This window comes from Kribbella sp. NPDC006257 (genome assembly GCF_040613535.1).
Classification (GTDB): domain Bacteria; phylum Actinomycetota; class Actinomycetes; order Propionibacteriales; family Kribbellaceae; genus Kribbella.
The window spans coordinates 92,067-111,513 of sequence record NZ_JBEXSJ010000012.1 but is presented as its reverse complement, the minus strand read 5'-3'; the positions used below and the strand labels follow the sequence as shown (position 1 = coordinate 111,513).

The following is a 19,447-nucleotide window of genomic DNA, read 5'->3' as shown; positions in this document are numbered from 1 at the left end:
CATGCTGTTCGCCGGATCAGACAAAGACGGTGTCGAGAGTGGCAAGATCACCGCGGCGTACCGGCGCTGGGCCGAGCCCCGTGTGGTCGAGGGCCGGACCTACCGCACTAACGCCGGCCGGATCGAGATCGACAGCGTCCGGCGGGTCAACCCGGAGTTGATCTCCGACTACGACGACGACATCTTCGCCGCCGATCGGGGGAACGCGCGCGACGTCCGCCGCCGGCTGCGCGGCAACGAGGACTGGCCGACCTTCCTGATCCGCTTCCACCTCGTCGAGGGCCCCGACCCCCGCGAGGAACTCGCCGCCTCCGCGGACCTCTCGCCGGAGGACATCGAAGATGTGAAGTCCCGGCTGGCCAAACTCGACGAGCTCAGCCGCCACGGCGCCTGGACCACCGCGACCCTGCGCCAGATCCAGGCCAAGCCGCACACCCGGGCCGGCGATCTGGCCGCCGAGGTCGGCCGCGACACCGCGAGCTTCAAACTGGACGTCCGCAAACTCAAGAACCTGGGCCTCACCTACAGCCTCGAAGTCGGCTACGAGATCAGCCCCCGCGGCACGGCGTACCTCGAGAGCCTGTGAACTGGTGGACGCGCCCCCGGCCAGGTGGTGCCAGGGGCGCGTCGTCCTGCGGAGCCTGGGCTAGCCGAACAACTCGGCCTGCAGCGAGAACGCCGTGGCGATCTCGGCCTGCGCCCAGAATCGGTGATAGGTGAACGTCGGAGCCGGGCCGCCGTTCAGGTACTGCTGCACCTTCGGCCAATCCGGGTCGTTCGTGAAGTACGACCGCATCGACAAGAACGTGGAGTTCTGGCCGATCGGGTCACCGTTGGGCATCTTGCCTGTCCAGCCCGGCGGGACATACGGGCCTTCACCCGTAGCGGCGTCGTACTTGTCGTCGAACCGGTTGTAGTCGGTCCGCGTCTCCGGGATCGCGATGCCCTTGCTGTCCTGGTGCGCCAGCAACGCCGTCAACAGACCCTCGCCGGTCGTCCGGGCGGTGGTGCTGCCCGACTTGGCCGCGTAGTTCAGCAGGGTCTTGGCGAACGACGCCGCCACTCCGACGTCCTGGCTGCGGTTGGCAACGGTCACCCGCAGGTTCGCGTTCGCGCCCGGGGCGGTCGGGTTCCAGGTGTCCGGAGCGCCGGTCCAGGTCAGGTCGGCCGGGATCTGGAACGCCCCGTTCGCGCCGATCGTGCTGTTGGCGATTGCCCAAGGCACCCATTTGTCGAGGATCTTCTTCGCCCGCGGGTCGCCGGTCAGCCGGTACAGCGAAGCGGTGCGCTCCATCTGCCACACCTGGAAGCCGAACCACCGGTTCGACGGCGGGTCGCGCCACACCGGGTGCGCGTCGTAGAACATCCCGTAGAAGGTCGGGGTGCCCGCGGGCGGCGTACCGTAGTTGCCTTCCCAGCTGTTCGTGACGCCACCGGCGATGGCGCCGTCAGCCGACTGCAGCCATTGCAGTACTTCGAGCTGGCGATCCAGGCTCTTCGCCCAGTCCTGCTGGCCGGTCGCCGATTTCGGCTTCAGATCCGGCACGTTCGCCAGCGCGTACGCCGCCAGCGGGTTCTGGTAGCCCTGGTGCGAGGCGCCGTCACCGATGCGCCAGGCCCAGCCCGCGGAGGTGTCCGTCGCGCCGCCCCACGCGTAGTACCAGGACATCAGGTAGTGCTCGCTGTTCTTCCCCGTACCGGCCGGGCAGGCGGCTGCTCCGACGCAACTGCCGACCTTCTTGAAGTACTTGTCGAACATCGCGTACCGCAGGTAGTCGCCCATCTTCGCTGCCTTCGCCAGCTCCGACGCGATCTCAGCCTGCTTGCCCTGCGCGGTCGCCCACTGACTGGCCAGCAGCGCCACCTGCACCGCGCGGCTGTCCGCATCCGGTGCGTCGGTGTACTTCCACTGCTTGGCGTAGGAGTTGTCCTTGGTGAACAGATCCAGGTAGCCGTTGGGGCCACCGAACTTGAAGGTGTCGCAGGAGGGTTGCGGGATGGTCTCCCAGACCGATTCCGACGAGCCGCGCTGGTAGGTGTTGATGTACGACGGCGCTGTGGTGCCGTCACCGCAGCGGCCGAACCCGAGGGTGTTGTCGACGTCGAGCAGCCAATGCATGCCGTAGATGTCGTCGGAACCGTACGCCGACTTCAGTTCGGCGGCGATCGGGTCGGAGCCGACCGCGATGGACGTGTCCAGCTGGGAGGGGTACCCGGTCATTGAGTTGTGCTCGGGCGCGTAGGTCGCAGGCTTGGACGGGTTGTACTTGTCGTTGGTCGGCTGGTCCGCCTTGGCCGGGATGATGAACTTCTCCATCGAAGCCCAGGCCGCCTTGAACGGAGCCCAGTCGCCGGTGATCTTGCCGTAGCTCGCCTCCAGCCACAGGTAGTAGCTGAACGCCTCCGACGTCGTCTGGTGCCCGTGGTCCGGCGCCTCGACCAGCAGCGTCTCGACTGCGTGGTACGGCACCAGCAGGTCACCGAACTTGCGGAAGTAGCCGCTGGCCGGGTCCTTGATCTTGTTGTACTGCGTGAGGAACGCCTCCTGGAACGGAGGGATGGTCGCCGAGACCTCCTTGGCGGTCACCGTGGCCGTCGCGAACCCGGTCGCGGTCGCGGAGAAGGCGGCTGTCACCAGGGCGCCGCCGTTCGCCGCAGAGCTGACCGTCACATTCTGCGGGGTGTTCCAGTTCGTCGTGCTGAACGTCAGGGACGTCGGTGCCGCGGTGAGGTCCGCGCTGCCCGACGAGCGGGCCACTGCCACGGTCACCGAGGACGACGGCTGGCTCGCCAGCGTCACGCCGAATGTGGCCGTGCCGCCCTGCTTGACGTTGAGCGTCGCCGGCGTGGCCACGATCGTCGCCCCGGCCAGCACCTTGATCGGCACGAGTGCCGTCGTGGTCGTCAGGCCAAGGTTGTCGGTCGCGCGGGCCGAGACGGCGTGATCACCGGTCGGAGCGCCCGGCCACGAGCCCTGGTACGGAGCGGTGGTGTCGGTGCCGACCACGACGCCGTCGGCCAGGAACTCGACCTTGGCGACGGTGCCGTCACTGTCGGACGCGGTGGCCTCGAGCGGGATCGCCTGCCCGTTCTGGAACGACTGATTCGGCGTCGGTGAAGTCAGTGCCACCGTCGGAGCCTTGTTGCCGCCCGTGCAGGATGCACCGTTGACAGTGAAGTCCGTGGGCTTGCCGTTCAGTGCTCCTCTGGTGCCCTGGAAGCCGACGGTCGCGGTACCACCGGTACCGATGTTCTTGTTCCAGTCCAAAGGATTGACGGTGACCTTGGCGCCGGACTGCGTGTAGCTCCCGTTCCACAGGTTCGTCACCTGCTGCCCGTCCGGGAAGGTCCACGTGAGGGTCCAGCCGTTGATCGGGTCGCCTTCGTTCTTGATCGTGACGTCGGCGACGAACCCGTTGCCCCAGTCGTTCGACACGGCGTAGTTCACCGAGCAGGCCACAGCGGCCTGTGCAGCCGGCGCGACGAGCTGCATCAGCCCCGCCGCGGTGGCCATCGCGATGGCCAGGGTGAGCGGTCTGGCGCGCAACCGCCCTGTTCTCGTGCGAAACCTCATAGGTTCTTCCCTCCGTCGGGCCAGGTGGCGTGGGCTGACGTGCGTGGGAACGCTCCCAGTTGCGGCAGTGTAGGAGGAAGCCCGAGCCGGTGAGAAGGCGGCGACACCGCCCTAAACGTTTCAGATGCGAGACTGCGGCCGCGCCGCTACCATCCATCGCTTTTCATGACAGGCATGCGTCGTGCGGGTGCCAGAGGCGGGACTCGAACCCGCACACCCAAAGGGCACCGGCACCTAAAGCCGGCGTGTCTGCCGTTCCACCACTCTGGCGTGGGGAGACCTGCTCCCTAGGACATCTTAGGGAGCAGGTCTCCGGGATTGCTCAGCGACTCTGCAGTGCGTTGATGAACACACCTTGCAGGTCGGTGGGGTTGCGGGCCACGTAGCTCAGACCGCCGGTTGCCGCGGCGAGCTGACCCAGTTCGTTGCCGTCCACGTCCGGACCCATGCCGAGGGCGATGATCCGGACCGGGCGGGCCGGATCCTTGAGGCTCTCCAGCTGCTTGACCGCCGCGGCCAGCGTCGGCCCGTCCGGGTCGTCGTTCTTGCCGTCGGTGAAGATCATGACGGCGTTCACGGCGGTCGGGTCGTAGTCCTGCCTGACCGCCCGGACGGCGGCGATCGCCGTCGCGTACAGCCCGGTGCCACCGTTGGGGATCGCCTTCTGCTGCCGCAGCGCGCTGATCATCTTGTTCCGCTGGGCCGTGTCCAGCTTCTGGATCGGCACCAGTTGGCGGTAGTCGGCGTTGGACGGGCCGATCTTGGTCGAGAACGTCCACAGCCCGAGCGCGGCGTTGTTCGGGAACAGCCCGAGACCCTTTTCGGCGGCAGCGATGGTGAGCTGCATCCGGGTCTTGTCGCCGACCTTCTCGTTCATCGAGCCGGACACGTCGATCACCGCCAGCGAGTGCGCGGTCAGCGACAGCCTGGTCCAGTCCAGCACCGTCTTCTCGACCGCGGTCGCGTTCGGCTTGGCCAGCTGGGTGATGTCACCGACGCCCCGGCCGCCGCCGAGCGGGCTCAGCAGCGGGTCGCGGAAGCCGGCGTCGTCGCGGGCCTGGGAGGCCGAGTCCGACAGCATCTCCGCGGCGAGCGACTTGGCCGCCTCGGTGATGGTGGCGTTGTCGTCCTTGGCGGTGACCACGACCGGGTAGTCGAACATCAGCGTGCCCGTCGCCGGGACGATCGCCTTCAGCTCGGCGTCCGGGTGCTCGTCCTGGTACTTGACGAACGCCTGCTCCGAGGTCGGCACGACGACCCGGCTGTTCTCCTGGGCGGCCCGGCCGAGCAGGCCGGTCACGTCCGTGAAGGGCTTGGCCATCGAGCCCAGCTTCTGCGCCAGCGGCACCGTCACCGAGTAGATCTGGTTCTGCGAGGCCGAGGTCTTGGCCCGTTCGGCGTTGATCACGAGCAGGCTCTCCAGGCCGGCCGTCTGGGTCAGCGGGTCGAGCAGGGCCGGCTCGGTGCCCGAGAATGCGCCCAGCCAGGACGAGGTGTTGGCGAAGTTCTCGTTCCGTCCCACCAAGACCAGGGGGGACATGGCGATCGACGGAACGGCGATGGTCGGAACGGTCTGACCATCGTCGGCCTGCGCGACCCAGATCGACGAGTCCGGGACCCAGAGATCCGGCTTGCTGTCCGCGCCGTTGGCGATGTTGTGTGCATCGACCGCCGACTGGACCGCGCTGATCGTGAACTGCAGGCACGGCGCGTCCTTGTCCTTCTTCGCGCCGAGGGCTTTGGCTGCCGCCTCCAGTTGAGGCTGCATCTCGGGTGTGGTGTGCAACTGGATCTGGGTCGGGTCGTCGCACGACCCACTGCCCAGGAATCCGTCCGCACCCGATTCCGACCCGAAGGAGCGGACCACAAACACGGCGCCCAAAGACAGCACCAGTAGGCCGACGGCGGTCAGATAAACCGGACGACGGTTGTTGTTACTTTTCGTCACCGCAGAGGAGTGTTTTCCCATCGCGGCAGGTCCCTCCCTCCCAGAGGCAGACTGCGGGCGCAGATTACCCGGTTTGCACTGGTCAGGGCGAAGATCACGGATTGGCTTCACGCAATGGACGCAGGGTTGCAACTGAACGCTGGAGGGCCGCGGAGTACTGCTCGTCCCTGCAAAGCCCGAAAAGCTCACGGAGGGTAGCTTTTCCGCTCCGGTCCGGTGAGGTCATCGTGTGATCCAAATCACAACTTTGAGTTTGCTCAAACGACCGTTCTATGGACCAGGTCCATGAAACGGTCGAGGGTTTCCCTTCGCGAAGCGGCCGGAATGCCCGGTGAGTCTCAGAGACCGAGATCGCGGCGGAGCTTGGCGACGTGCCCGGTGGCCTTCACGTTGTACTGCGCGACCGCGATCTTGCCGTCGCCGTCGACCACGAAGGTGGACCGGATCACCCCGGTCACCTTCTTGCCGTACATCGTCTTCTCGCCGAACGCCCCGTACGCCGTCAGCACGGTCTTGTCCGGGTCGCTCAGCAACGGGAAGGTGACCTCGTCGCGATCGCGGAACTTGGCCAGTTTGGCGGGCTTGTCCGGCGAGATCCCGAGCACCGTGTAGCCGTGCGCCGCGAGCGAGTCGAGCGAGTCGCGGAAGTCGCAGGCCTGCTTCGTGCAGCCCGGTGTCATCGCCGCCGGGTAGAAGTAGACGATCACGTTCTTGCCGCGCAGGCCGGCCAGCGAGACCTCGTTGCCGTCCGCGTCGGGGAGGGTGAAGTCAGGTGCGGTATCGCCGGCGGTCAGACGCATCGACATCGAGGTTCCCCTTCGCAACGGTTGATTGTCCGACATTCTGCCGTACGCATCAGCCCGCCCGGGGCTGGGGCATCTACTCGGGCGGCGCCGCCACGGCGATCGAGGTGACCGTCGACATGACGCGGCTGGCCTGATGGAGTAGTCCGCATGCGGGCGATGACGGTGGTGCCGGGCAAGGCGGATTCTGCGGCGGTCAGCGAGGTCGCGGAGCCGCCGTCGACCGACGGATCGATCCTGGTCGAGGGCGTCCTCGCCGGGATCTGCGGCACCGACCACGAACTCGTCGGCGGCCACTTCGGCACCGGCCGCTCCGGCACGGACCGCCTCGTCATCGGCCACGAGTCGCTCGGCCGCGTGCTGGAACCGGCCGCCGGCTTCCGCGTCGGCGATCTGGTGACGGGCATCGTCCGCCGCCCGGACCCGGTGCCCTGCCCGGCCTGTGCCCGCGGCGAGTGGGACTTCTGCCGCAACGGCCAGTACACCGAACGCGGCATCACGGGAATGGACGGCTACGGCTCCGAGCGCTGGCGGATCGACCCGTACTACGCGGTGCCGGTGCCCGCCGAGCTCGGGCTGCTCGGCGTACTGGTGGAACCCGCCAGCATCCTGACGAAGGCCTGGGACCAGGTCGACCAGGTTGCCGCCCGCTCGTGGTTCCAGCCTGAGCATGTTCTCGTCACCGGAGCCGGACCGATCGGACTGCTGGCAGCCCTGATCGCCGCGCAACGCGGCTACACCGTGCACGTGCTGGACCGCGCGACCGAGGGGCCGAAGCCGCGGCTGGTCCGCGACCTCGGCGGGCAGTACCTGACCGATCTCTCGGAACTCGACGTCGCTCCGGACGTCGTCATCGAGGCGACCGGCGCGGGTCAGGTCGTGGTCGACAGTGCCAGGCTGCTGCCACCCGGAGGCGTCATGTGCCTGACCGGGATCGCGCCCGGACCGGCGTCGATCGAGGTCCAGCTGGATGCCCTGGTCCGCCAACTGGTGGTGCGCAACGCCGTACTGGTCGGATCGGTGAACGCGGCCAAGCGGCACTACGCGGATGCCGTGGATGTCCTGCTGGCAGCGGATCCGGCCTGGCTCGGACGGCTGATCACGAGGACCGTGCCGCTGTCGAACTGGACGTCGGGACTGGTCCGGGACCCAGCTGACATCAAGGTGGTCGTGGATCTGCAGGCCTGACCTGCAAGGATGGGCCTTCCCGGGGCAGCCCGGGGCAGTTGGAACAGTCGAAGGGAGCGTCGGACAGGTGTCGGACACGAAGGCTCGGACCGCCGAGCAGATCGAGGCGGACATCGCCGCCACCCGTGCGCGCCTCGCCTCCACCGTCGACGAGTTGGTCGACCGCGCGAGCCCGAAGAACGTCGCGAAGCGGCAGGTCGAGCAGGCCAAGGCGCAGGTCTTCGACGAGCGCGGGCAGCTCCGCACCCAGAAGCTGGTCGCCGTCGGCGGTGCCGCCGTCGGAGTGATCGCCGTACTGCTGCTGATCCGCCGGCTGGTGGGTCGCCGGTGACTCCTCGCAAGCGGCTCGCCGACGACAAACTGCCGATCCGGATGCTGCACGACCGGGTGCTGGTCGCTCTCGAGACCGAGGGTGAACGCAAGTCGTCGGCCGGCATCCTGATCCCGGCCACCGCGCAGATGGGCCGCCGGCTCGCCTGGGCGAAGGTGGTCGCGGTCGGCGCCAACGTGCGGACCGTCGAGATCGGCGACCGGGTGCTGTTCGACCCCGAGGACCGCGCCGAGGTCGAGGTCCGCGGCGACGACTACGTGCTGCTGCGCGAACGCGACCTGCACGCGGTCGCGGCCGGCCGCCTCGAGGACGGCCAGACCGGGTTGTACCTCTAGAAGCTGTTAGGGCCGAAGCGGAAGATCGCGACCACCACGGCGAGGACCAGGATCACCGCGTTCAGCGGGATCACCTTGAACTCCTTGCGGCGCCCGTGGGTGACGATCGCGGCGGCCATGATGACGGCGAGACCGACCGCCGCGAGCGGGACCAGCACCGGTGCGATGTCGAGCACGGCCGGCAGGATCAGCCCGATCGCGCCGAGCAGTTCCGCCGTGCCGATCAGCTTCAGCGTGCCCGCGGAGAAGTCCTTGGTCCAGGCCATGTTCGGGTTCTCGCCCAGCTTCTCCTTGGACTGGCTGACCTTGGTCAGCCCCGCGGCCAGGAAGAAGGCGGCCAGTAGCCCGGCCAGAATCCACAGCAGCACGTTCATAGCGTTCCAGCCTGCTCTCACTCGGTTAGTTGACGGTTCAAGTCACCATAGTGGTTCTGAGTTGATGCGTCAACTAACGGTACGATGAGTACATGGGGGACGATGAGGTGCGCTGGCTGGAGCCGGCCGAGTTACAGACCTGGATGACGCTGGCGGCGTTGATGTTCAAGCTGCCCGGCGCCCTGGACGTTCAGCTGCAGCGCGATTCGGGGCTGACCCACTTCGAGTACCTGGTGCTGGCCGGGCTGTCGGAGTCGCCCGACCGGGCCCGCCCGATGAGTGAGCTGGCCGGTTTCGCGAACGGTTCGCTGTCCCGGCTCTCGCACGTGGTGAAACGGCTCGAACAGCGCGGCTTCGTACGCCGCTGCACGTCGTCCGAGGACGGCCGGATCACGGTCGCTTACCTGACCGACGAGGGCTGGGAGCAGCTGGTCGCGGCCGCGCCCGGCCATGTCGCCGCGGTCCGCCGGCTCGTGATCGATGCGCTCACCCCGGAGCAGCTGGCCCAGCTGAAGGCCATCGGCGAGCAGATCCTGCAGAAGGTGGACCCCGGCCGCAGCTGCTGATCCAGCGGGGGAGAATGCAGGGGTGACCTTCGCATCCACGTCCAGCCGCCTGCCCGACTTCCCCTGGGACAAGCTCGCCCCCTACAAGCAGAAGGCGGCGGCTCACCCCGACGGCATCGTCGACCTGTCCATCGGCAGCCCGGTCGACCCGGTGCCGGACCTGGTGAAGCAGGCACTCGCGGCAGCGGCCGACGCTCCGGCGTACCCGACCACACTCGGTACGACGTCCGCTCGGCAGGCAGCGGTCGACTGGATGGCTCGCCGCCTCGGCGTGACCGGCGTGGACCCGGAGCACGGCGTGCTGCCGGTGATCGGCACGAAGGAGCTGATCATGCTGCTCCCGACGCTGCTCGGCATCGGCGCAGGCGACACCGTCCTCATCCCGGACCTCGCCTATCCGACGTACGAGGCGGGTGCCGCGTTGGCGCGGGCCACGAGCATCCCGGTCGCCGACGTCACGGCGTACGAGGGTCCTGTGCGGGTCGCGTTCCTCAACTCGCCTCGCAATCCATCCGGTGAGATCACCTCGGCAGCAGACCTCCGTGCTGCGGTCGAGTGGGCCCGTGCGAACGACGTGCTCCTGGTGAACGACGAGTGCTACATCGAGCTCGGCTGGGACTCGCAGCCGGTGTCGGTGCTCCACCCGGACGTCTGCGGTGGCTCGTTCGACAACCTGCTCGCAGTGCACTCGCTCTCGAAGCGGTCGAACCTGGCCGGCTACCGGGCGGGCTTCATCGCCGGCGACGAGGCAGTGGTGACCGAGTTGCTGGCGGTTCGTAAGCACGCCGGCCTGATGGTCCCGGCGCCGATCCAGGCAGCGATGGCTGCTGCGTTTGCAGACGACGTCCATGTCGACGAGCAGCGGGCGCGGTACGAACGCCGCCGGTCGGTACTGCGGCAGGCGCTGACCGATGCGGGCTGGGAGATCACCCTGTCGCAGGGCGGCCTCTACTTGTGGGCCGAGCACCCGGCGTACGACGCGTATGAATCCGTGGCCGCGCTGGCGGATCGCGGGATCCTGGTGGCGCCCGGTGCCTTCTACGGGACGGCCGGGGAACGGCATGTGCGGGTGGCGTTGACCGGTACCGACGAGCGAGTCGACGCGGCGGTCAAGCGGCTGCAGGAATAACAGAACCTTTGGCAGGAGTGTGACGTCTTCAGTAGTGGAAGCATCTAGGTAGGTAGTGGGAGCTGCCTGGGCTTCTTCTGAGGGGGAGGACGGCCATGAACCTGCGTGCTGTGGGGACCGCTGTGCTGGCGGGAGCACTACTGATCGGACTGCTGCCTGACGGGGCGTACGCCGATCCCGACCCATCGACACCGGCACCATCCACACCAGCGCCATCGACACCAGCGCCATCGACACCAGCGCCATCGACACCAGCGCCATCGACACCGGCCCGTACTACGGCCGCCGAGCCGCTGGCGATTTCGCTGGACCAGCCGGCCACGTCCTGGGAGGACCGGCCGCTGACCTTCACCGGCAAGCTGAACAACGGTGCCGTCGGCTGGTACATCACGCTCTGGCAGGCACTCCCGAGCGGCTGGACCCTGCGCGGCAACACGAAGTCGACCACGGGCGGCGCCTACAAGCTGACCTACACCTCGCCGAACGCGATCCACACCACCTTCCGGGTCGCGATCGGTCCCGCGTTCTACGGAGCACCGGCCATCTCACCGGCCGTGATCGGAACCGCCCAGGACCGCAGGATCGTGATCGACACCCCGGCAGCGTCCTACGTGACGCTCGGCGGGGTCGCCGCGACCGGTCACATCACCCCGGCCGAGCCCGGTCTCGAGGTGGTCCTGCAGGACCCGATCGGCAGCGGCAAGTGGCGCTGGCTGACCAGCGTCAAAATTGATGCCAAGGGCAACTTCCGGTTGAAGATCCCGGACAACTTCCCGCACACCCGGACGGTGCGCGTGGTCAGCCGGGGCGTCCCGGCCGCCGCGGTCGAGGTGTCGGCGACGGCCCGCTACGTGATCAGGGCCGCGCTGAACCCGAAGGTCTACGCGGTCGGTGCGACGATGATCCCGAAGACCTATCGGGCCGGCTGCCCGGTCGGCCCGGCCTCGCTGCGCCTGCTGGTGGTGAACTACTGGGGCTTCGACGGACTCGTCCACCACGGCGAGATGATCGTCCGGGACGCGGCCGTGCAGAAGATGATCACCGCCTGGACCGCCACCTTCAACTCGCACTTCCCGATCCGGCGGATGCAGCGCGTCGACGTCTTCGGCGGAAATGACGTCACCTCGATGGCCGCCGACAACACCTCGGTCTTCAACTGCCGCCAGGTGACCGGCGATCCCTACTCGCTCTCACCGCACTCCTACGGCTACGCCATCGACATCAACACCGTCGAGAATCCGTACCTCGCGGCAAACGGCGTCTGGTACCCGTCGAACGGCCTCAGCTACCGCAACCGCAGCGTCTCCCGCCCGGGCATGCTGTACTCCGGCAGCGTCGCTACGAAGGCACTAGTCGGGCAGGGCTACTTCTGGGGAGCCAACTGGGCCAAGCCCGACTACCAGCACTTCGAGCCGAAGTGAAGGCCGCACTAACTCCCGTAGCTGTGCTGGCGCTGCTCGTGGCGTGCGTTGGCTGCAGTAACAGCACCGCTTCGGGAGAGCCGCCACCGCCGACCACGCCGATCCCCAGCACGATCGGTGGCACGGTGCCGGTTCCGTCCATCACTGTCAGCACAGTGAAGCCGACGGATGCCGCAAAGCCGCCGCAATTGCCGGAGCAAGCTACAGCTCCGCCGCCTGCCTCGGCAGGACCAGTGACCGCGCAGAACCTGCCTGCTCCGGAGAAGCTCGGTCAGGGCTGGAAGACCTACACCGATCCTGGAGGCGCCGAGCAGGGCTTCCTGGGCAACGACACCTGGACCCGGCGACGTGATGCGCACCAGGCGGCGTACGAGGCACTTCCCATCGGCTGTGCGAACCCAGCCCCCAAGGGCTCGCTGCCCGTTCCGCTGCATGCGCTGCAGGGCTCCTACCGGACTGGTGCCGGGCTACCTGCCAACGCGCTGCTGCTGCGCTTCACTGATGACGCGAAGGCAACGGCGTACTTCACCGGCTACCAGGCTCGGATGAAGGGATGCGGAGACAGCGGCGGCCTCGCCGTACAGTCCTTGTGGTCAGCGGGTACTAGCGCTGGCGCAGTACGCCGCTATGCCGCAGCTGAGGCTTATGTCGAGGTTTCTGTGGTGCGCGGATCTACTGTTGCCTTGTTGGCTGAGCAGTCCGCGAACCCCGATGCCGAGGTCGGCTGGACGCATTCGGCGGCCCCGGAGCTGGAGGCCGTGATCGATTCACGCTGAAACCGTGATGAATCCGGACTGAAAGATGTACTACCTTTCAGTATTCGCTGGTCGTAAACTCCTGACATGGGCGACTTCGACAGTTATGGGCGACTCACGGCGGACCTCGAGCCGCCGTACGCGGTGGTCGACCTGGCCGCTTTCCGCCGGAACGCCGACGATCTGGTCCGCCGCGCCTCCGGTACGCCGATCCGGATCGCCTCCAAGTCGGTGCGCTGCCGGGCGCTGATCACCGAGGCGCTCCAGCGGCCTGGGTTCCACGGCGTGATGGCGTACTCGCTGCCCGAGGCGCTCTGGCTGGCGCGCAACGGGGTGGACGACATCCTGATGGGCTACCCGACCGTGCACCGGGCCGCGCTGCGCGAGCTGGCCGGCGACGCCGAGGCGGCCGCGCGGATCACGTTGATGATCGACGACGTCCAGCACCTCGCCTTCATCAAAGAGATAACTGGTATCAAGGCCGCCACCGGTGGGGGCGAGCGGATCCAGGTCTGCCTGGATGTCGATGCCTCCCTGCGGATCTTCGGCCAGCATCTCGGCGTACGGCGGTCTCCGTTGCGTACGCCGTCGCAGGTGCTCGCGCTGGCGGAGACCGTGGTCGCGGATGACGCGTTCGAGCTGGTCGGCGTGATGTTCTACGAGGCGCAGATCGCCGGTCTTCCGGACACCTCACCGGCCGTGCGCTGGGTCAAGCGCCGGTCCGCGGCCGAGCTGTCCGAGCGGCGCGGCCTGGTCGTCGACGCGGTCAAGCAGATCGCTGCGTTACGACTGGTGAACAGCGGCGGTACCGGCAGTCTCGAGGTGAGCAGTGCTGACCCGTCAGTCACCGAGGTGACCGCCGGCTCCGGCCTCTACGGGCCCACGCTCTTCGACAAGTACGACGTCTTCCAGCCCGAACACGCCGTCGCCTATGCGCTCGGTGTGGTCCGTCGGCCGACGCCGCGGATCGCCACCCTTTTCGGCGGCGGCTACATCGCGTCCGGCCCGGCGAAGAAGTCCCGGCAGCCGTCGCCGACCTGGCCGGCCGGGCTCGGCCTGCTCGGCACCGAGGGTGCGGGGGAGGTGCAAACCCCCGTTCAGGGAGAATCGGCGCGTGGCCTGCGGATCGGCGACCGGGTCTGGATGCGGTACGCCAAGGCCGGCGAGATGCTGGAACGATTCGACCGGCTGTACGCGATCGACGGATCCGGGCTGACCGAGCTCGTGACGTATCGGGGCGAGGGGAAGAACTTCGGATGAGCACCTGGCGCAACTGGTCCGGCACCGAGACGGCGACCGGCGTGGAGGTGCTGCGGCCGGCCTCCACCGATGAGACCGCCGCCGCGGTGAAGACGGCCGCCAAGCAGGGCAAGAAGCTCAAGGCGGTCGGCTCGGGCCACTCGTTCACGGGATGCTCGGTGCCGGAGCAGGTGATGATCCGGCTCGACGGGCTCGCCTCGATCACCACCGCCGACCGCGAGTCCGGCCGGGTCACGCTCGGCGCCGGGACCGGGCTGGCGAAGCTGAACGCGGGACTGGCGTCCTTCGACCTGGCGATGGCGAACCTCGGCGACATCGACAAGCAGACGATTTCCGGCGCGATCTCCACCGGCACCCACGGCACCGGCGCCAAGCTCGGCGGACTCGCCACCCAGATCGTCGGCCTCGAACTGGTCACCGCGGACGGCTCCGTCCTGCACTGCTCCGCTGAGGAGAACCCGGACGTCTTCGCCGCCGCGCGGATCTCGGTCGGCGCGCTCGGCGTGATCACCTCGCTGACCCTGCAGACCGTGCCCGCGTTCCTGCTTCGGGCCCAGGAGATGCCGCTGCCGCTCGGCGACGTGCTCGGCGGCTTCGATGAATTTGCCGATGGCAACGATCACTTCGAGTTCTACTGGTTCCCGCACACCGACCTGGCGCTGACCAAGCGCAACAACCGGGTCGCGGCCGGCGTCGGCCCGTCCCCGGTCAGCCGGGTGCGCGGCTGGATCGACGACGAGCTGCTGTCCAACCGGGTCTTCGAACTCACCAACCGGCTCGCGGTCCGGCGACCCGGGCTGGTGCCGCGGATCAACCAGTTCGCCTCCCGCGCGTTGTCGGCCCGCGAGTACGTCGACGCGTCGTACAAGGTGTTCTGTTCCGAGCGGAACGTGGTGTTCCGCGAGTCGGAGTACGCCGTACCGCGGAAGCATGTCGTCGAGGTGATCCAGCAGCTGCGCGCCTGGATCGACCGGTCCGGCGAGCGGTTCCCGTTCCCGATCGAGGTCCGGGTCGCGGCGGCGGACGACATCTGGTTGTCGACCGCGTACGGGCGCGACACGGCGTACGTCGCGATCCATCAATACCACCGGCTGGATCATGGCCGGTACTTCGACGCGTTCGAGCAGATCGCCGGCGCCTTCGGCGGACGGCCGCACTGGGGCAAGCTGCACACGCTCGGCGCCGACCAGTTCCGCGAGCGCTACCCGCGCTTCGACGATTTCCTCGCGGTCCGGGACCGGCTCGACCCGCAGCGCACGTTCAGTAATCCGTACAGCCGCCAGGTTTTCGGTTCGTAGCCTTTCCTGGGCACTCAGAAGCACAGCCCGATAGGGAAACACTGTTCCGCCGCGGCACGCAGTGGCATTACCGTTCGTCGCATGACTGCACCGGAACCGTTCGAGCCGCTGACCGAGGACTGGACGAAGGCGCTCGCCGTCGTCGCTCACCCCGACGACCTGGAGTTCGGCGCCGCCGCGGCGATCGCCCGCTGGACCGCCCAGGGCAAGGAGATCGCCTACTGCCTGCTTACCTCGGGTGAGGCGGGGATCGACGGCATCGCGCCGGCCGAGTGCGGCCCGCTGCGGGAGGCCGAGCAGATCGAGAGCGCCCGGATCGTCGGCGTCGACACGGTCGAGTTCCTCGGCCAGCCCGACGGCACCATCGAGTACGGCGTACCGCTGCGCCGCCTGATCGCCGGAGCCATCCGCCGGCACCGGCCGGAGATCGTGATCACCAACAACTTCCGCGACACCTGGGACGGCGACGTCATGCTGAACATGGCCGACCACATCAACACCGGTCGCGCGACGCTGGATGCCGCCCGGGACGCGGCCAACCGGTGGATCTTCCCCGAGGATGGGGAGCGCTGGAGCGTGCAGCAGGTCTGGGCGTGTGGTTCACCGACCGGCAGGCATGCGATCGACACCACCGACACCTTCGAGCTCGGCGTCGACTCGCTGAAGGCGCACAAGGCGTACATCGACGGTCTCAACTGGCCGCACTTCGACGCGCGTGAGTTCCTCGAAGGCATCTCCCGCGCTACCGGGTCGCGGCTGGGAACGACGTTCGCGGCACCCTTCGAGGTCTTCACCGTTTGAACCGCCCTGGGCGTGGCTACGTATCAACCAGTGAGAACGGGCGGCATGGGCCACCTCCAGATCATGCGATGTCCACTTGCTGTTCTTTGGGCGCGACCTGTGGGCCTGGCAGACTCCTAGATACGTGACAGCGCAGCGATCAGGTTCCAGGATCGGAGGGGTGATGGGGACAGAGGACACCGGTTCCTCGGCGCACCTGCTCCGCGCCCTGCCGGAGTGGTCGGGGCGCGCCGACCGCACCGACTGGTCGCGGACAGCTCACTGGGCGGCCAGGAAGCAAGCTGCGATGGAAGTCGAGGCGGCGGACGCGTGGCAGCCACCGTGGTGGTTACTGGCCTTCGGTCCACTCTGCTGGCTGCTGATCTCAGCCCTGGTATTCAGCCAGCGCGGCCTCTTGGTCGGCTTGATCGCCTTCGCCCTGCTCGCCCCGGTCGGCATGCCGATCCCCGCGATCCTCCGCTGGATCCGCACCCACCGTCGCCTCGACGGCGCCTACCTGGGCCCCCTCGCCTTCGCAGCCACCGCCATCATCACCGACGTCCCCCTCTGGGTCTGCGCCGCCGGCGGCCTAGGCGCAGCTTTCCTCAGCCTGATGCTAGGCGCCATGCACGACTTCCACCGCGGCTAGCTGACGCCTTCGGTGGCGGGGTTGAGTTCTAGGGCTTGGTGGGCGTCGGCCAAGACTGCGGGGGAGGCCAGGGACTGCCAGCGGGGGATTTGTTCCTGCAGGAAGGGGCGGAGCTTCGGGGCCAGTTTGGGGGCGTGGTCGAGGACGTCGAGTTCGTTGACGATCGTGAGGTCGACGAACTCGCGGAGCTCCTCACCGTTCAGCTCTTCCGAGGTACCGGTGAAGCGATCCGTGACCGTGTGGTGCTCGGCCAGATCCCGCCAGCTCGAGTCGCGGTCGCAGGAGCCGTAGCGGTACACCAGCAGCTCCGCCTCGGGTCCGATGACTGCGTCGAGCACCGGGCGCTCGGTCTGCCAGTCGAACAGATGGGTCGGGAATCCGTCCGTCCCGTACGCCGCGTGCGCGAGCCCCGCGATCACCAGGGTCTCGGAGGCGCCGAGCGAGCGGAGCCGCTTCGCCACCCGGTGCAGGTGCACGTACAACGTGCCGCCCGCGTGGTCCAGCTCGTCCGCGCCGCGGACCAGCAGCATCGATCCCAGGTCTTCGAAGGTGCTCATCTGACCCCTTCTGGCTTCGGAGTGGTCAGGGCCCTGACTGGACCGGCCCAGGCACCCAAGGTACGGCCTTGCAGGTGTTACCGCCCAGCGATGCGGCGTGCCGGATCGGTCACACTACGGAACCCGTTGGGCACCCGTAGGCCACCGATCCGGCACCTCCTCATTTACCTCTCCCAAGGCCACTGGTGCTGGACGCCTCGAGCACCGACCTCAGGAAACCCACGAGCGCACACAGTCCGGCCGGTTCCGCCGCCGGGTGAGAGCTCAAGGAGTGGGTAGAGGAAGAACTGTCAGTCGTCGAGTTCGGCGAGGGCCTTGCGGGCTGCTTCCAGCTCGGCTTCGAGGGCGGCGACCTTGGCGGCCTGCTGCTCGCGGGCGGCGTCGATGACCTCGTCGATCGGGCCGGACAGGTCCTCGTGCAGCTCCTTGGCCGCACGCGAGACGGCCGCGGCAGCGACCAGCAGGTTCTTCGCGATGTAGCTGTTGCCCTGCTTGAGCTCGGCCTTCCACTCGCCGTCGGCGGTGCCGGTGACGGTCAGCGTCAGCTCGAGGGTCTTGGTCTTCTTCGCTGCGGCCTTCTTCGCCGGTGCCTTCTTCGGCTTCTCGGCCACCGGCGCGGCAGGCTCGACCGGCTCACCCGACTCGGCCGAGTCTTCCGGCGCGGCGGCGTCGGCGGCCGACGTGACAACTTCAGCTGTCTCGGCCGGTGCTTCAATCACCTCGTCGGGAGTGTCGACGACGTCGGTCTGAGCTTCTCCTGCAAAAGTGTCTACAGTCATCGTTGCGGCGATCTCCCTGAGTCACAATGGAACCCGCCGGGGCGGGCTTAGCGCTGAGAGAACATTAGAACACACGTTCGACCGTGGATGTCAAACGCCACGCCGCAACCACTCGGCCCGGGCGGTTCAGCCCAGGCCGAGCAGCCGTTCAGTTCAGGCCGACTGCTCCGTGCGGTCCCCGGACCAGTCCAGGTGGAACGCGCCCTCGCGGTCGACCCGGTGGTACGTGTGCGCTCCGAAGAGGTCCCGCAGTCCCTGGATCAATGCCGCCGGCAGCCGTTCAGCCCGCAGCCCGTCGTAGTACGAGAGCGCAGCCGAGAACCCAGGTGCCGGAACCCCCGCCGTAGCAGCGGCTGCGACGACGCGACGCCAAGCGTCCTGTCCGCTCACGACGGCGTCCTTGAAGTAGTCGTCGACCAGCAGCGACGGCAGTGCCGCGTCCCGGTCATACGCCTCCTTGATCCGGTCCAGGAAGCGTGCCCGGATGATGCACCCGCCACGCCAGATTGTCGCCATCGCGCCCAGGTCGATGTCCCAGCCGTACTGGTCCGAAGCCGCCCGGATCGCGTCGAAGCCCTGCGCGTACGCGACCAGCTTCGACGAGTACAGCGCGTGCCGCACGTCGTCGATGAACGCTGCCCGGTCGACGTCGAGCTTCGCGTCCGAGGCGGACGGTCCGGCGAGCGCACCAGCCGCGGCCTGCCGGCGTACGACATCGCCTGAAAGCGAGCGGGCGAACACTGCCTCGGCCATGCCGCTGACCGGGATCCCGAGGTCCAGGGCGACCTGCACGGTCCAGCGGCCGGTGCCCTTCTGCTCCGCCTGGTCGAGCACGACATCCACGAACGGCTGCCCGGTCGACTCGTCGACCTGGCTGAGCACCTCGGCGGTGATCTCGATCAGGAAGGACTCCAGGTCGCCGGAGTTCCACTCGCGGAACACGTCGGCGATCTCGGTCGCGCTGAGTCCGAGCACATGCCGCAGCAGGTCGTACGCCTCGGCGATCAGCTGCATGTCGGCGTACTCGATGCCGTTGTGCAGCATCTTCACGAAGTGCCCGGCACCGTCCGGCCCGACGTGCACGCAGCACGCCTCGCCGCCGACGTGCGCGGAGATCTTGGTGAGCATCGGCTCCAGGGCGGCGTACGCGAAGGTCGATCCGCCCGGCATGATGCTCGGTCCGTTCAGTGCGCCCTCCTCGCCGCCGGAGACGCCGGCGCCGACGAAGTGCAGGCCCTTGGCCTTCAGTGCGTCCTCGCGCCGCCGGGTGTCGGCGAAGTGCGCGTTGCCGGCGTCGACGACGATGTCGCCCTCGTCCAGCAGCGGCACCAGCTCCTCGATCACCGCGTCGGTCGGCTCGCCGGCCTTGACCATGATGATGATCTTCCGCGGCTGCTCCAGCGCCTCGACCAGGGCCGGCAGGTCGGCGGCCGCGGTGAACTCACCCTCGTGACCGAACTGCTCGATCAGCGCGTCCGTGCGGCCCTGCGACCGGTTGTGGACGGCGACGCGGAACCCGTTGCGCGCCAGGTTCCGGGCCAGGTTGCGACCCATCACCGCGAGGCCGGTGACGGCGATCTGGGCTTTTTCAGAGCTCATCGAATCTCCTGCGAGTGAGTGCTGGAAGCTGCGTGCGGGACCAGTCTGTCGCCCCGGGCAACCCCTCGGTCTACCGGGTAGCCAACTCCTGGAACACGTTT

Annotated in this window: 19 protein-coding genes and 1 tRNA gene; 12 read left to right on the top strand and 8 right to left on the bottom strand. The window is 68.0% G+C overall.

Annotation, left to right across the window (positions count from 1 at the left end):
* The first annotated feature begins 1 nt into the window (after position 1).
* On the top strand, positions 2-586 hold the full coding sequence (locus ABZ004_RS16990) for a hypothetical protein (RefSeq protein ID WP_355680798.1): 585 nt from the start codon (positions 2-4) through the stop codon (positions 584-586).
* Between the two features lie 60 nt (positions 587-646).
* Here ABZ004_RS16990 and ABZ004_RS16985 read toward each other — a convergent pair whose 3' ends face one another.
* The 4 genes from ABZ004_RS16985 to bcp form a co-directional block, all read right to left on the bottom strand.
* The gene (locus tag ABZ004_RS16985) at positions 647-3,574 is read right to left on the bottom strand and encodes a glycoside hydrolase family 48 protein (RefSeq protein WP_355680797.1); all 2,928 of its coding nucleotides are present in this window, start codon (positions 3,572-3,574) and stop codon (positions 647-649) included.
* Positions 3,575-3,762: 188 nt separating this feature from the next.
* Positions 3,763-3,844 (bottom strand) — tRNA-Leu (locus tag ABZ004_RS16980).
* 52 nt (positions 3,845-3,896) lie between these two features.
* Positions 3,897-5,522, bottom strand: coding sequence for a substrate-binding domain-containing protein (locus tag ABZ004_RS16975; RefSeq protein WP_355680796.1), 1,626 nt, complete (start codon positions 5,520-5,522; stop codon positions 3,897-3,899).
* Between the two features lie 338 nt (positions 5,523-5,860).
* A complete protein-coding gene (bcp, locus tag ABZ004_RS16970) occupies positions 5,861-6,328 on the bottom strand; it encodes a thioredoxin-dependent thiol peroxidase (protein ID WP_355680795.1) in 468 nt (155 codons plus the stop codon).
* A 147-nt stretch (positions 6,329-6,475) separates the two neighbouring features.
* Here bcp and ABZ004_RS16965 point away from each other — a divergent pair, with 147 nt between their 5' ends.
* From ABZ004_RS16965 to ABZ004_RS16955, 3 genes are all read left to right on the top strand, one after another.
* A complete protein-coding gene (locus ABZ004_RS16965; RefSeq protein WP_355680794.1) occupies positions 6,476-7,513 on the top strand; it encodes a glucose 1-dehydrogenase in 1,038 nt (345 codons plus the stop codon).
* A gap of 67 nt (positions 7,514-7,580) precedes the next feature.
* A complete protein-coding gene (locus ABZ004_RS16960) occupies positions 7,581-7,844 on the top strand; it encodes a DUF3618 domain-containing protein (protein WP_355680793.1) in 264 nt (87 codons plus the stop codon).
* Positions 7,845-7,885: 41 nt separating this feature from the next.
* The gene (locus tag ABZ004_RS16955; RefSeq protein WP_355680906.1) at positions 7,886-8,179 is read left to right on the top strand and encodes a co-chaperone GroES; all 294 of its coding nucleotides are present in this window, start codon (positions 7,886-7,888) and stop codon (positions 8,177-8,179) included.
* Here the strand turns inward: ABZ004_RS16955 and ABZ004_RS16950 are convergent.
* Positions 8,176-8,553, bottom strand: coding sequence for a DoxX family protein (locus ABZ004_RS16950; RefSeq protein ID WP_355680792.1), 378 nt, complete (start codon positions 8,551-8,553; stop codon positions 8,176-8,178). The two genes, ABZ004_RS16955 and ABZ004_RS16950, sit on opposite strands and share 4 nt — an antisense overlap.
* 92 nt (positions 8,554-8,645) lie before the next feature.
* Between ABZ004_RS16950 and ABZ004_RS16945 the strand changes: the two genes are divergently transcribed.
* The 8 genes from ABZ004_RS16945 to ABZ004_RS16910 all read left to right on the top strand — a co-directional run bounded on the left by ABZ004_RS16945 (position 8,646) and on the right by ABZ004_RS16910 (position 16,411).
* On the top strand, positions 8,646-9,119 hold the full coding sequence (locus ABZ004_RS16945) for a MarR family transcriptional regulator (protein ID WP_355680791.1): 474 nt from the start codon (positions 8,646-8,648) through the stop codon (positions 9,117-9,119).
* Between the two features lie 22 nt (positions 9,120-9,141).
* Complete coding sequence (gene dapC / locus ABZ004_RS16940; RefSeq protein WP_355680790.1) at positions 9,142-10,248, top strand: succinyldiaminopimelate transaminase; 1,107 nt, start codon at positions 9,142-9,144, stop codon at positions 10,246-10,248.
* A 95-nt stretch (positions 10,249-10,343) separates the two neighbouring features.
* Positions 10,344-11,669, top strand: coding sequence for a M15 family metallopeptidase (locus ABZ004_RS16935; protein WP_355680789.1), 1,326 nt, complete (start codon positions 10,344-10,346; stop codon positions 11,667-11,669).
* A 233-nt stretch (positions 11,670-11,902) separates the two neighbouring features.
* Positions 11,903-12,445: a hypothetical protein gene (locus tag ABZ004_RS16930; RefSeq protein ID WP_355680788.1), complete on the top strand. Its 543-nt coding sequence runs from the start codon at positions 11,903-11,905 to the stop codon at positions 12,443-12,445.
* Between the two features lie 66 nt (positions 12,446-12,511).
* Complete coding sequence (locus ABZ004_RS16925; RefSeq protein WP_355680787.1) at positions 12,512-13,684, top strand: amino acid deaminase/aldolase; 1,173 nt, start codon at positions 12,512-12,514, stop codon at positions 13,682-13,684.
* A complete protein-coding gene (locus ABZ004_RS16920; RefSeq protein ID WP_355680786.1) occupies positions 13,681-14,982 on the top strand; it encodes a D-arabinono-1,4-lactone oxidase in 1,302 nt (433 codons plus the stop codon). The genes ABZ004_RS16925 and ABZ004_RS16920 overlap by 4 nt, the downstream gene beginning before the upstream one ends.
* 81 nt (positions 14,983-15,063) lie before the next feature.
* Positions 15,064-15,783: a PIG-L deacetylase family protein gene (locus ABZ004_RS16915; protein ID WP_355680785.1), complete on the top strand. Its 720-nt coding sequence runs from the start codon at positions 15,064-15,066 to the stop codon at positions 15,781-15,783.
* Positions 15,784-15,946: 163 nt separating this feature from the next.
* Entirely contained in the window at positions 15,947-16,411 is a 465-nt protein-coding gene (locus tag ABZ004_RS16910) for a hypothetical protein (protein ID WP_355680784.1), read from the top strand.
* Here ABZ004_RS16910 and ABZ004_RS16905 read toward each other — a convergent pair.
* The 3 genes from ABZ004_RS16905 to gndA form a co-directional block, all read right to left on the bottom strand.
* Positions 16,408-16,968 (bottom strand): DUF6817 domain-containing protein, encoded by a 561-nt coding sequence (locus ABZ004_RS16905; RefSeq protein WP_355680783.1) that lies wholly within the window; start codon positions 16,966-16,968, stop codon positions 16,408-16,410. The two genes, ABZ004_RS16910 and ABZ004_RS16905, sit on opposite strands and share 4 nt — an antisense overlap.
* 290 nt (positions 16,969-17,258) lie before the next feature.
* Entirely contained in the window at positions 17,259-17,747 is a 489-nt protein-coding gene (locus tag ABZ004_RS16900) for a DUF6319 family protein (protein WP_355680782.1), read from the bottom strand.
* Positions 17,748-17,900: 153 nt separating this feature from the next.
* Entirely contained in the window at positions 17,901-19,346 is a 1,446-nt protein-coding gene (gndA, locus tag ABZ004_RS16895) for an NADP-dependent phosphogluconate dehydrogenase (protein ID WP_355680781.1), read from the bottom strand.
* Positions 19,347-19,447 lie beyond the last annotated feature (101 nt).